11 protein-coding genes are annotated in these 12,145 nt (G+C 34.9%); 7 read left to right on the forward strand and 4 right to left on the reverse strand.

Going from position 1 to position 12,145, the window contains the following annotated elements:
• Window positions 1-39 precede the first annotated feature (39 nt).
• From BW983_RS11740 to BW983_RS11755, 4 genes are all read right to left on the reverse strand, one after another.
• A complete protein-coding gene (locus tag BW983_RS11740) occupies window positions 40-402 on the reverse strand; it encodes a hypothetical protein (RefSeq protein WP_076552126.1) in 363 nt (120 codons plus the stop codon).
• A 69-nt stretch (window positions 403-471) separates the two neighbouring features.
• Window positions 472-1,971, reverse strand: a complete 1,500-nt coding sequence (locus BW983_RS11745; RefSeq protein WP_076552127.1) for a GH3 auxin-responsive promoter family protein — start codon at window positions 1,969-1,971, stop codon at window positions 472-474.
• Between the two features lie 137 nt (window positions 1,972-2,108).
• Entirely contained in the window at window positions 2,109-2,402 is a 294-nt protein-coding gene (locus BW983_RS11750) for a hypothetical protein (protein ID WP_076552128.1), read from the reverse strand.
• A gap of 180 nt (window positions 2,403-2,582) precedes the next feature.
• A complete protein-coding gene (locus BW983_RS11755; protein WP_065395801.1) occupies window positions 2,583-2,978 on the reverse strand; it encodes a hypothetical protein in 396 nt (131 codons plus the stop codon).
• Window positions 2,979-3,229: 251 nt separating this feature from the next.
• Between BW983_RS11755 and mfd the strand changes: the two genes are divergently transcribed.
• From mfd to pth, 7 genes are all read left to right on the forward strand, one after another.
• The gene (gene mfd, locus BW983_RS11760) at window positions 3,230-6,598 is read left to right on the forward strand and encodes a transcription-repair coupling factor (RefSeq protein WP_076552129.1); all 3,369 of its coding nucleotides are present in this window, start codon (window positions 3,230-3,232) and stop codon (window positions 6,596-6,598) included.
• 378 nt (window positions 6,599-6,976) lie between these two features.
• Entirely contained in the window at window positions 6,977-7,798 is an 822-nt protein-coding gene (locus BW983_RS11765) for a hypothetical protein (RefSeq protein WP_076552130.1), read from the forward strand.
• A gap of 7 nt (window positions 7,799-7,805) precedes the next feature.
• The gene (locus tag BW983_RS11770) at window positions 7,806-8,618 is read left to right on the forward strand and encodes a hypothetical protein (protein ID WP_076552131.1); all 813 of its coding nucleotides are present in this window, start codon (window positions 7,806-7,808) and stop codon (window positions 8,616-8,618) included.
• A gap of 8 nt (window positions 8,619-8,626) precedes the next feature.
• The gene (locus tag BW983_RS11775) at window positions 8,627-9,364 is read left to right on the forward strand and encodes a hypothetical protein (RefSeq protein ID WP_076552132.1); all 738 of its coding nucleotides are present in this window, start codon (window positions 8,627-8,629) and stop codon (window positions 9,362-9,364) included.
• A 151-nt stretch (window positions 9,365-9,515) separates the two neighbouring features.
• A complete protein-coding gene (locus tag BW983_RS11780) occupies window positions 9,516-10,412 on the forward strand; it encodes a hypothetical protein (RefSeq protein WP_076552133.1) in 897 nt (298 codons plus the stop codon).
• Window positions 10,413-10,500: 88 nt separating this feature from the next.
• Complete coding sequence (locus BW983_RS11785) at window positions 10,501-11,439, forward strand: hypothetical protein (protein WP_076552134.1); 939 nt, start codon at window positions 10,501-10,503, stop codon at window positions 11,437-11,439.
• An 85-nt stretch (window positions 11,440-11,524) separates the two neighbouring features.
• The gene (gene pth, locus BW983_RS11790) at window positions 11,525-12,088 is read left to right on the forward strand and encodes an aminoacyl-tRNA hydrolase (RefSeq protein WP_076552135.1); all 564 of its coding nucleotides are present in this window, start codon (window positions 11,525-11,527) and stop codon (window positions 12,086-12,088) included.
• The last annotated feature ends 57 nt before the right edge of the window (window positions 12,089-12,145 follow it).

The following is a 12,145-nucleotide window of genomic DNA, read 5'->3' on the forward strand; positions in this document are numbered from 1 at the left end:
AAAGATATATTAAATATATATCAAAAGATAAAATCTATTTTAGTTTGCTCTTGAAGAACTGATTACAATGGCAGCAACACCTGCAGCCCCAATGATGGTAGCTCCTACACCAATTCTTGCTTTTCTTGTATCTTTTACCGCAGCCACATTAGACTTAGGAATAACCACTTCTGTACTGTCTTTTTTTCCAGCCGTACCTACAAGATCATCGCCAACAATGTTTCTGAATAATATTTTTTGCTTTGGAGATCCGTCTCTCATGGTAACCTTATACACTTTTCCGGCTTCCAGATTAGAATAATTGTTTTTTGAAATATCTTCGCTGTATTTTGTAGTAGCACAAGATGTAATAACAAATAAAGACGTTAATAAAGATGATTTCAACAGTACAGATGCTTTCATTATTTTCGTTTAGTTTTTCAAATTTATAATTTTTTTCGAATATACGTTTTTGGAATTTAAAAAATATCTTTAAAGTTTGTAAATTTCTAAGAGATTAGCAATATTTCTGTCATTGGCTAATCTTGGTGTCTTATTTTGACCGCCCAATTTTCCTTGAGATTTCGCATATTCATGAAAAGCATTCTTCTGAAGTCTTGAAATTTGTAATTTCTGTAAGATATTTCCTGTAATCAGATCATCATAATAAGTGTTTCTTTTCCTTAGCTGCTCATCCAGCTCGTTTCTGAATAACTCCAGATCTGAAGGTTCCTTTTCGAACTCTATCAGCCATTCATGGTAAGGCAAACCTTCTTCCGGATTTACTTGTGGGGCAAGATGAAATTCTGTAATCTGTGCAGGATGTTTCTCAAGAGCAGCCTTCATCGCTTCTTCTACCTCAAACGCAATTACATGTTCTCCGAATGCTGAAGTGAAGTGTTTGGTTCTTCCGCTTACCAAAACCCTGTAAGGTTTCTTATCAATAAATCTTACTACATCTCCGATAGAATATGCCCACAATCCAGAATTGGTCGTAAGAATCAATGCATAATCTTTATTGAGTTCAATCTCTTTTAAAGTTAATCTTCTTGCATTTGGTTTTCCATATTCTTCCAACGGAATAAACTCGTAGAAGATTCCGTGATTGGTTAGAAGTAATAATCCCTCTTTCGTATAATCATCCTGGAAAGCAAAAAATCCTTCAGAAGCCGGGAAGGTCTGGATAATATCTACTTTTCCTCCAAGAAGATCTTCCATTTTATCACGATAAGGCTCATAATTGACACCTCCAGTCACGATAAGCTGTAGATTAGGGAATAATTGCTTTATTCTTTTACCATGCTTCTCTGTCAGTTTCTCAAAATACATGATCAACCATGGCGGAATCCCTGAAATCAGAGTCATGTTTTCTCGTTCTGTTTCCTCAACGATCTTGTCTACTTTTTCTTCCCAATCTTCCATGATATTAGTTTCCCAGCTTGGCAAACGATTTTTCTGAAGATAATTAGGGATATGGTGGGCAACGATACCAGATAGTCTTCCGGTTTTTATTCCGAAAACCTCTTCAAGTTCAGGGCTTCCCTGAAGGAAAATCATCTTCCCGTTGACAAAATCAGCATTGTTTTTTTTGCTTATATAATGGAAAAGCGCACTTTGAGCTCCTGCAATTTGAAAAGGCATTCCTTCCTTAGAGATAGGAATATATTTTGATCCTGAAGTGGTGCCTGAAGTTTTAGCAAAATACTCCGGAGTTTCTGTCCAAAGAATATTGGCTTGTCCTCTTTTTACCTTTTCAATATAAGGCTTAAGGTCTTCATAATCTGCAACAGCAACCCTTTCCTGAAAATCTTTTACAGAATGAATGTTTTCAAAGTCATGCTCCCGTCCAAAAAGTGTTTTCTGAGCAGTATTGACAAGGGAAATTAACAGTTCCTCCTGGTTTTTCTCCGCATTATTTTTGTATTCCTCTGCTTTCTGAACATGTTTTTTTGCCCAGATGAGTGCTGCATTTTTCTTGAAGAAGTTTAACATGGTTCAAATTTATAAATAACTATAGAATTTGTAGCCATTTTTTACAAAGGCAGGCATAAAAAAACCGATGAAATGAGTTTCATCGGTTTCTCGAAATTTGATTATGAAAATAACAACTATATATGTTGATGTTATGCTTATTTGTTTACTTTATACCTTTTATCAGGAGTGCCGTCTTTTTTCAGACGCTTATTTTCCTTATATCTTTTGTCCGGAGTACCGTCCTTTTTCATTTTTGCTGCAGGTTGAGCAGGTTTTACGTCTGCCGGTTTAGCGGTATTTACAGTGGCAGCTTTTGCAGCTACTGGTTGAGTCGCTTTTGCTGTAGTTTTTATAGGAGCTGGAGCGGCACTTTTAGCGGGAGCAGTCTGCTGGGCAGTAGCAAAGCCTAATCCTAAGATTATAGACATTGCAGATAAGAATTTTTTCATAAGAATTATTGTTTATTTTTTTGTTGAATAAAGATATACAAAAAGTAGGCTAGAAAATTTGGAAATTTAAACTTAACTAAAGTTTATTACAGCTTAAAAAAAAATTAAACAGATGATAAGAAAAAAACAAAAACCTGCTTCAAAAGTGAAACAGGCTTTCTTATTATATGAATAGAATGTTTATCGCGTACAGTTGGCTGTCCAGGTCTTACCGTCTTTCATAAACAGAATCTTTAGTTCATTATTGTCAATTCTGATGTAAGAAGTTCCTGTAGAACCTATCATGACCAATGTGTGATCTCCTTGTTGGTTAAACTCAATCCCGTTAAGATCAGGAATGCTGTTGGAGAATGCAAAATTGTACTTTGTTCCGCTGGCAATCTTTGTTACAAAAACACTGCCGTTATCTGTACTGATATTGGTGGAGCCTCCGTCGTTATAAGATACTTTTCCTTTATAAGTTCCTGCGAAAAAATCATTGTTGGTAGGGTCGTCATCTCTGCTACACGACGAAAAAGATAATGCTGTAAAAACCAACAGCATCAAAACTCCTAAGATTTTAATTGCTTTTTTCATAATACTATACTTTAATGTTTGGTGAGTTGGAAATGCCAAACACTATGCCACGAGAAAATATCTGGTTTTTTTTAACAGGTAATTAAATAAATTAATAAAAAATTAAGATTTTAGTGTATAACTCATTCATTTTAAATCTAAAAGTCATGCTACTTCTTTGGGAAGGAAAAAATATCCGTACATTTGTATAGCATTAAACGGTTTCGGAAAACTCCCGAAATCGCTTTTGTCGTTTTATACCATTACTATTTATGCAGTTAAAATCCATCAACGAAAAGTTTCTTCCAGATTTGATGCAAAAAGAATTCGGGAAAGAAATTTTTGATCAGCTAGAAAACAATCCGCATATTGCTGTGAAAGGAAGTGTAGGATCTTCAGTTTCAGTTTTTGTTGCTGAACTTTTTTTGGTTCAAAAGAAAAATATCCTTTATCTGATAGATGATAAAGAAGATGCATTGTATGCCAATACGGAAATGGAAGATCTTTTGGGAAAAGAAAAAGTGCTGTATTTTCCGGCAACCCATCTTGAACCTTATCAGATTGAAAAAACACAGAATGCCAATTTGGTGTTAAGAACCGAAGTCTTGAATAAAATCAATTCCGGAAGATCTCCAAAAGTGATTGTGGCTTATGCTGGCGCTTTATCAGAAAAAGTATTAAAGAAAGAAGATTTTAAAGCAATTTCTCATCATATAAAAGTAGGAGATCAGCTTGATTTTGATTTTGTGGATGAATTGCTCAATCACTATCATTTTCAACAGGCAGATTTCGTTTCTGAACCGGGAGAGTTTTCCGTGAGAGGTGGGATTGTAGATGTGTTTTCTTACTCTTATGAAAAACCGTACAGAATAACCTTCTTTGGAAATGAGGTAGAAAGTATTAAGACATTCGATATAGAAACACAGCTTTCTGTAGATAAAGTAAAGGAATTTCAATTGGTCTCCAATATGAACTTCTCCGTTACCGCAAGCAGAGTGTCATTACTGCAGCTATTAGCTAAAGAGAGCTATGTAGTTTCCAAAAACGGAATGATAGGAATGCATAAGATCCGAACATTTTATGAAAAATCGCTGGAGAAATATGAAACTTTAAATAAAGATATTGCCCATAGAGCACCACAGGAACTTTTTATTTCAGACCAGGAGTTTTTGTTTGATTATAAGAAATTTAAAACTATAGATTTCGGAAGCGCTTCTATTGAAGGCTTAAAAGAGATTGTATATGTTAAAATGGAACAGCTTCCACAACCTTCATTCCATAAGAATTTTGAATTGCTTATTGAAGATATGGAAGGAAAGCAGAAAGATGGATTTGATACCTGGATCTCCTTTTCTACAGAAAAACAAAAAGAAAGGCTGGAGTCTATTTTTGAAGAACTGGAACATGAACTTCCTTTTAAAAGCTTTAAGTCTGAATTGCACGAAGGTTTTGTAGATAACGGACATAAATTATTGGTATATACTGATCACCAGATCTTTGACCGCTACCAGAGATATAAGGCGAAAAATACCTTTGCCAAATCTGAACAGCTTACTCTAAAAGATCTGATGTCTCTCAAAATAGGAAATTATATTGCCCATATTGACCACGGGATCGGTAAGTTCATGGGATTGGTAAAGGTGAATAATGATGGGAAAATTCAGGAGTGCTTTAAACTGACCTATAAAAATGGTGATTTACTATATGTAAGTATCCATTCATTACATAAGATTTCAAAATATAATGGTCCTGACGGGAAAGAAATTGTATTAAGTAAACTGGGATCTCCTACCTGGAAGTCCCTGAAACAGAAAACTAAGGCTAAAGTAAAACAAATTGCTTTTGACCTTATTCAGTTATATGCTCAAAGGAAAACGGCAAAGGGTTTTGCCTATACACCAGATTCTTATCTTCAGAATGAATTGGAGGCAAGCTTTATTTATGAAGATACTCCGGATCAGGAAAAGGCTACCGTGGACGTGAAAAAAGATATGGAAGCGGATACGGTGATGGACAGGCTGGTTTGTGGGGATGTTGGATTTGGTAAAACCGAAGTTGCAATTCGTGCAGCATTTAAAGCTGCTACAGACGGAAAACAGGTTGCTGTATTGGTGCCAACTACTATTCTTGCTTTTCAGCATTACAGAAGTTTTAAAGAAAGATTAAAGGATTTTCCGGTAAATGTTTCCTATGTAAACCGTTTCAGAACAGCAAAGCAAAAATCAGAAACACTGGAAAATTTAAAAAATGGAAAAGTAGATATTATCATTGGAACTCATCAATTGGTAAGCAGTTCGGTGAAATTTAAAGATCTTGGATTGTTGATTATTGATGAAGAACATAAATTTGGAGTTTCAGTAAAAGATAAGTTGAAAACCTTAAAGAATAATGTTGATACGCTTACTTTAACTGCCACTCCGATTCCAAGAACACTGCAGTTCTCGCTAATGGCTGCAAGAGATTTATCAGTTATAAAAACTCCGCCACCCAACAGACAGCCAGTAGATACTCAATTGATAGGATTCAATGAAGAAATTCTTCGTGATGCCGTTTCTTATGAACTTCAGCGCGACGGTCAGGTTTATTTTATTAATAACAGAATTGAGAATCTTAAGGATATTGCAGGACTTATTCAGAGGTTGGTTCCAGATGCTAGAGTGATCACGGGACATGGGCAGATGGAAGGAAAACAACTTGAAAAAAATGTTCTGGATTTCATGGAAGGGAAATATGATGTTCTTGTTTCTACGACCATTGTGGAAAGTGGTGTAGATGTTCCGAATGCCAATACGATTTTCATTAATGATGCTCAAAGATTCGGTATGGCAGACCTTCACCAGATGAGAGGAAGGGTAGGACGAAGCAACAGGAAGGCTTTCTGTTACCTGATCACTCCTCCTTATGATATGATGACTTCCGATGCAAGAAAACGATTAGAAGCTATTGAACAGTTCTCAGACCTTGGAAGTGGTTTCCAGATTGCAATGAAAGACCTTGAAATTCGTGGAGCTGGTGATTTATTGGGTGCTGAGCAAAGTGGGTTCATCAATGAGATGGGATTTGAAACCTATCAGAAATTAATGCAGGAAGCACTTGAAGAACTGAAAGATGATGCAGATTTCGAAAACCTGTTTGACAATGAAGAAGATCGTCAGAAACTTTTCAAATCTGTGAAAGATGTTAATATTGATACAGATCTTGAACTAATGTTACCTGATTTCTATATATCAAATACAGAAGAAAGATTATTGTTGTATCAGAAAATAGCAGAAATTAATAATGAAAAAGACCTTCATCAGTTTGAACTTGAGTTGATTGACCGTTTTGGAGCGTTGCCGAAAGAAGCTGTGAACCTATTGAAGAGTGTCTCTTTAAAATGGCTTGCCGCAGATATTGGCTTTGATAAAATCGTTATGAAAAACGGAATATTCCTGGGATATTTTCCAAGTAATCCTCAGGATAAGTTCTATCAGACAGACAGATTCAGGCATATTATTAATTATTTAACAAGGAATCCTGCGGAAGCTCAGCTTAAAGAGAAGGCTGGTAAAGAAGGAAATCAGTTGATGATGAGAAAGGAAAGGGTGAAAAATGTAGATGAAGTAAATATTCTGTTAAAAGCTATTATTGAGCATCAGTAAAATGCTCTTTTAAATGTATAAACTTCAATAAAAGTCAAAAAAAACATATAAAAATTTTAAGTTTTTATATGTTTTTTTATTTTTATCGTGATTATTGTCATATTTTTTCTTTAAAATACTCATTCTGAAGAGAATTAATCGCCTTTTAGTGTCTTAAAAATCACATTTTAATGATTAAAAAATAGGTTGTAATGTTCAGTCCAGAAAGGGTTTGAGACGTTTTTAAATTTTTAAAAGATAGTAAAAGTAGAGTTATGTAGAAATAATTCTACTTTTTTGTGTGATTAATTCTATCTTGTAATGTGTTTATTTCTATAGGTTTAAAGATATATAACTGGAATTTTTAGGACTTCAATTTGTACCTTTGTGGTCCTTATTATGAAAAAAATTATATATTGCTTCGCGGCTGGTTTTCTGTCATACTATGCTAACGCACAGGTGGGAATCGGTACATCTAAACCAAAATCTATGTTAGATGTCAATGGTAAACCCACTTTGAGAAAAGAGCTTAGAGTAGGCGGAACTTCAACTGATGCTGGAAATGCCGGGTTGAACGGTCAGGTTTTAGTTTCCCAAGGCGAGGGGAGTGCCCCTGTTTGGAAATCATTGAATGTTTCCTTTATGGAAGAGGGACAATACAAATTGATCAATTCGTATTTGTCTTCAGATCAGATTGGTATTAAAGATTTATCTAATGGTGTTGCTGGTGATAACGTCAACAAAAACAGTGTTGGTGATGATATTACAGATACAAGCAAAGGAAAATGGGTGAAAATTACCGGTCTTGCCAATAGTTTTGAGATTAAAAATGGAAAAAACAGACTTACGTATCAGTTTCAGACAGGAGTTGAAATGAAAGCACCTCGAGCTGCTACTCCTCAAAACGTAAGATTTGTGTGTGGTGTTTTCAGAAATGGAAAGCTGGTTGCTGTACGCCCTGATAGAATTGCGACAAACAACAATACAGAAAAGTCAGGTCTTATGGATTATATCTTTACACTGAGCTATACTGAGCTCAATGTTCCGGTAGGGGTTCAGAATCTTGAAATTGCCTGTAGAAAAATCTCAACTTCTAATTCACTTTCTCAATTTACGATAGGAAGAGATGTTGAAGATTCTAACGGTGCTTCCAATGCATTTACTTTAGAATCTACAATGAAGATCGATGTTATTGAATATGTAACTTATAAATCCAATTAATCAGGTGATGAAAAATATACTATCTGCTATATTTCTTGCTTCGAGTTTGATTCTTTCAGCTCAGGTTGGAATTAATACTGCTTCTCCAAAAGCAAAACTTGATGTAAATGGAGATCTGAATTTAAGAGGTAAAATTACTGTTGCCAATAGTGACGGTACTCTTTCACAAGGAAATAATGATCAACTTTTAGTTTCGAGAGGTGAAGGGTATTCTCCCATCTGGAAAAGTCTTCGTATACCAGAATATGAACCGAATAAATTCTATTTAATATTCAATAACTCTTTTTCAGATAGAGAAGGGATTGAATTTCAAAGCTGGGAACAGGCGAATATAACTACTTCCAGAGCTGCTACTTTTAATAAAGGAACAGAATTTGGAAATCTTCCGGGATTTAAAAAGATTAATAATTTAACTCAAAAAATCTACGTATACAGTACTCAGAGTAAGGCTTATTTTCAGTTTGAAACAGTTGTTCAGGCAAATTTCGGAGGAAATGGAAATCCGGATACCTCTATCGATTACGCTTGTGGGATCTTTGTTGATGATAAACTAATCAATTTAAGACAGAGAAACTTAAAGGCAAGTAGTGCTCAATATCCTTTCCTGACTCATAATCAGATCGGAATCGTAGAAAACCTTACCAAAGGAGAGCATACTGTAAGTGTAGCATGTTCAAAACTTGCTGCATATGGTGATACCAGCAGAAAGATAGCAATAGGTAAGAACACAAATACCAATATCAATGATTTTATTGCACAATCGTCTTTAAAAGTTGATGTATATGAAATACCACAAGAATTTAAACCTATCATTAATTAAAACATACTATGAAAAAAATATTTTTTGTTCCATTTTTACTGATTGTTGGATTGATGGATGCGCAGGTGGGAATTAATACTCCCAATCCTGTTAATATGTTGGATGTTAATGGTGATTTAAATGTAAGGAAAGAGTTTAGAACTGGTGGTACAGATGTATTGAGAGGCTCAGCAGGAAATGCAGGAGATATATTGCATAATAATGCGAATATGGCAGCTAACGACTGGAAAGCAATTAAAATAGCTGATGGACAGGGAAGTATGTCTGTATTTTCGTTAAATACTGTAGCTGACCAAGCAGGAGTTACTTTCGACTCTAGTGGTGATGCTATACCTTATAATGAAAATGCTCCTTTGACAGGAAATTGGAAAGTGTTGCCACAAGCTGTTGATACTTTCTCTGTAACAAATGGAACGAATAAAGTAACATTTTCCTTTCAGACAATAGCACAAAAAATAAACGGTACTTCATCCGCAAGTTTTGCGTGTGGCGTTTTTGTTGATAACGAGTTGAAGGCTGTAAGAACTGATGTTTTACTTGGAGATAGTGGAGCTTATAAAATTTTTAATCTTAATGCAACGCTTGAAAACCTTACACAAAAAAATAACTACTCTGTTAAAGTAGCATGTATCAACAGAACATTAAATAGTACAACTCTTGGGATAGGAAGAGCAGTAGATACGAATGCTCTTAGCGGTGATATGGCGCAGTCTGTTTTAACGACATCTGTATTGCAACCTTATTAATTTTACAATTTATATAATAAATAAGAATCTAAAAACGTTATGTTTTTAGATTTTTTTGTTTATTAACTCTATTCTTTGTGAATTTGTTTGGATAATGTGCCCTCTATTAGTAAAAATTGAATTATATTTGGGCGAGTTAAAAAATTTGTTTATGGCAAAAAACTATTTTCTTAAAATGTTTGCTGGGGTTGCACTTTTCGGGCTACTGGCGTCATGTAATACAACATCAGACCCAACAGAATCTATTCCTGATCCTGTAGGAGGTCCATCACCTAAAAAGTTTGTAGCAAGGGTTGCTATGGATAATATTACTCAGGAGGAATATACTTCAACTACTGCAGGGGTTTTGCAGCAGATCACATTTAAGGATGATAATGCACCTGCCTTTAATTATATAGGAAGTGTAACTTATCAGACCGGTAGTAGTGATCCTACAATTCAGGATATAAGCCAAGTAACATTTATGAGCCCAGCAACAGGTAGCTTAGATTATACTTTTGATATCATTCCTGCGGAAAAAGGTAAAATTTTTAGTGCATCATGTAAAGCAACAGGAGCTACGCCGTCATTATCTTATTTAAGCGATTACGCATTCTCCTACGATGTAATAACCAGTAAGCTTACTAAAATTCTTGAAAAAAGAAAAGATGGAGGGATATCTGCTTATAATAAATTTATAGAATATACTTTTGTATATGCCGGGAAAAATATCTTCCAGGTGATTTGTAAAAAAGGGATCTTAAATAATTTAGGAGCTCCTGATTTTGCAACAGCTAAGACTTCTACTTATAATTTTCAGAATTATGATTCAAATAACAGCCCGTTTTCTATGCTTCCGCAAAACTTCTCTCTTATACGAGGTTTAGTGAATCCGGCGCTTTTCTACAGAATGTCTCCTAATAACCCTACGTCTATGTATTTTGAGATGCCGGCTCCAACTCCGTCAGTGAATACAGGACAGAGCTATTCTTATGATAATGAGAAATATCCTGTGGTAGAAAAAAATCAAAAGGTTACATTTACTTATAAGAAATTAGAAGGAATATAACAGTGTTAATCCAATCAGTATATAAATAAGGATATAATTTTAGACAAAAAAAATTATATTTGTCAAAAAAATAATCAATTACCAGGAAATGAAACAAATTTTCTATTTTATCTTACTAATTGCAGGGTTTTCTTCAATACATTCCTGCAAGGATTTATTAGATGAAGACGGGAATCCACTATTGGATCTTAATAATACAGGAGGACTAAATGGTCCCAGAGCTTTGTACAGAGAAATTACAGATAAAGATACCATCGCAGAGTATCAGTACAGCGGACTTCTTGTAACCAGAGTAATCTCAGACAGTGCTTCTATTACAGACATTATGTACAGCGGTGACAGAATAAGTCAAATCTCTTTCAATGGTTTCCTGGATTTGGATGGAAACGGAAAGCTTGATAAAGACAGTATCTCTTATACACAGCAATTTAATTATAACAATAAAAATCAGATTGCCATCATCTCTGAAAACCGTTCTATCTACAGAAGACCGGCACCGGTTCCGCCTGCTACTACGCCAGGTCCGCAGACATTATTACAAAAAGAGAAAAAGCAGTATAGGTTGGTATACAGTACAGCTACAGCAAAACTTGATTCTATCACGATGAAAAGTGGTTTAGATGTTCCAGGAACTACATTTGCTTTTGATAAATATTCAAAAATAGGTTATACTTATGTAGGTGATAATGTTTCTGGTGTTGTGAAGCATTCAGGTGCTATGTTGCCAGGAGATGTATTTGGAGCAGTTAACTTAAAACATAATTATGTGTTCTATGAGTATGACAGCCAGATAAGCCCATTCACATTGGTGCCATTTGCTTATAAAGTTTCAAGACTTGTAGCTACAGATAAAAATGAAAGAGAATCCCTTATGCTTTCTCCAAACAACCCTAAGAGATGGTCTTTCACCAATACTACAGCATTGCCTTACCCGCCTCCTGTTGTGAAGAGTACGAATTATGTGTACGATCTTCAGACTTACATGACGAAAGGATACGGTATCAACTATATCTATAAACCACAATAGAAAAGTTTTTTACAATATTTAAAACTCAATCTTTCTGAGATTGAGTTTTTTATTTTTTATCCCTTAATTTTGCAAAAAATTTCTGATGAAATATTTAATTGTCGGGCTTGGTAATAAAGGCTCAGAATATGAAAATACACGCCATAATATAGGATTTAAAGTAGCAGAGAAAATTGCTGAAAACCTTGAGGTATCATTCAATACTGCTAATTTTGGCTGGATGGCTGAAGGTAAACATAAAGGTAGAAAAGTATTTGTGCTGAAACCGGATACTTACATGAATCTTTCGGGGAATGCTGTGAGATACTGGATGCAGAAAGAAAATATTCCATTGGAGAATGTTTTGATTGTCACAGATGATCTCGCCCTTCCTTTTGGAACATTAAGAATGAAAGGAAAAGGCTCAGATGCAGGACATAACGGACTTAAAAACATTAATGAAGTATTACAGACGCAAGGGTATGCCAGACTTCGTTTCGGAATCTCTGCAGACTTTTCAGCAGGTAGACAAGTAGACTATGTTCTTGGAACTTGGAATGAAGAAGAAACAGAAAAGCTTTCGGAAAGAATTGAAACTTTTGCTAAAGCGAGCCTTTCTTTTGTTTTTGCAGGATTGAACAATACAATGTCTGCGTTTAACGGTAAATAGATAAAATTATCAGAATAAAATAAAGCCCTTCGGAGTTATTCGGAGGGCTTTATATAT

The organism is Chryseobacterium ureilyticum, assembly GCF_900156735.1.
In the GTDB taxonomy this organism is placed as follows: Bacteria; Bacteroidota; Bacteroidia; order Flavobacteriales; family Weeksellaceae; genus Chryseobacterium; species Chryseobacterium ureilyticum.

Coding starts and splice junctions, on each gene's coding strand:
- BW983_RS11740 (WP_076552126.1), bottom strand. CDS start 402: ATGAAAGCATCTGTACTGTTGAAATCATCTTTATTAACGTCTTTATTT.
- BW983_RS11745 (WP_076552127.1), bottom strand. CDS start 1,971: ATGTTAAACTTCTTCAAGAAAAATGCAGCACTCATCTGGGCAAAAAAA.
- BW983_RS11750 (WP_076552128.1), bottom strand. CDS start 2,402: ATGAAAAAATTCTTATCTGCAATGTCTATAATCTTAGGATTAGGCTTT.
- BW983_RS11755 (WP_065395801.1), bottom strand. CDS start 2,978: ATGAAAAAAGCAATTAAAATCTTAGGAGTTTTGATGCTGTTGGTTTTT.
- mfd (WP_076552129.1), top strand. CDS start 3,230: ATGCAGTTAAAATCCATCAACGAAAAGTTTCTTCCAGATTTGATGCAA.
- BW983_RS11765 (WP_076552130.1), top strand. CDS start 6,977: ATGAAAAAAATTATATATTGCTTCGCGGCTGGTTTTCTGTCATACTAT.
- BW983_RS11770 (WP_076552131.1), top strand. CDS start 7,806: ATGAAAAATATACTATCTGCTATATTTCTTGCTTCGAGTTTGATTCTT.
- BW983_RS11775 (WP_076552132.1), top strand. CDS start 8,627: ATGAAAAAAATATTTTTTGTTCCATTTTTACTGATTGTTGGATTGATG.
- BW983_RS11780 (WP_076552133.1), top strand. CDS start 9,516: ATGGCAAAAAACTATTTTCTTAAAATGTTTGCTGGGGTTGCACTTTTC.
- BW983_RS11785 (WP_076552134.1), top strand. CDS start 10,501: ATGAAACAAATTTTCTATTTTATCTTACTAATTGCAGGGTTTTCTTCA.
- pth (WP_076552135.1), top strand. CDS start 11,525: ATGAAATATTTAATTGTCGGGCTTGGTAATAAAGGCTCAGAATATGAA.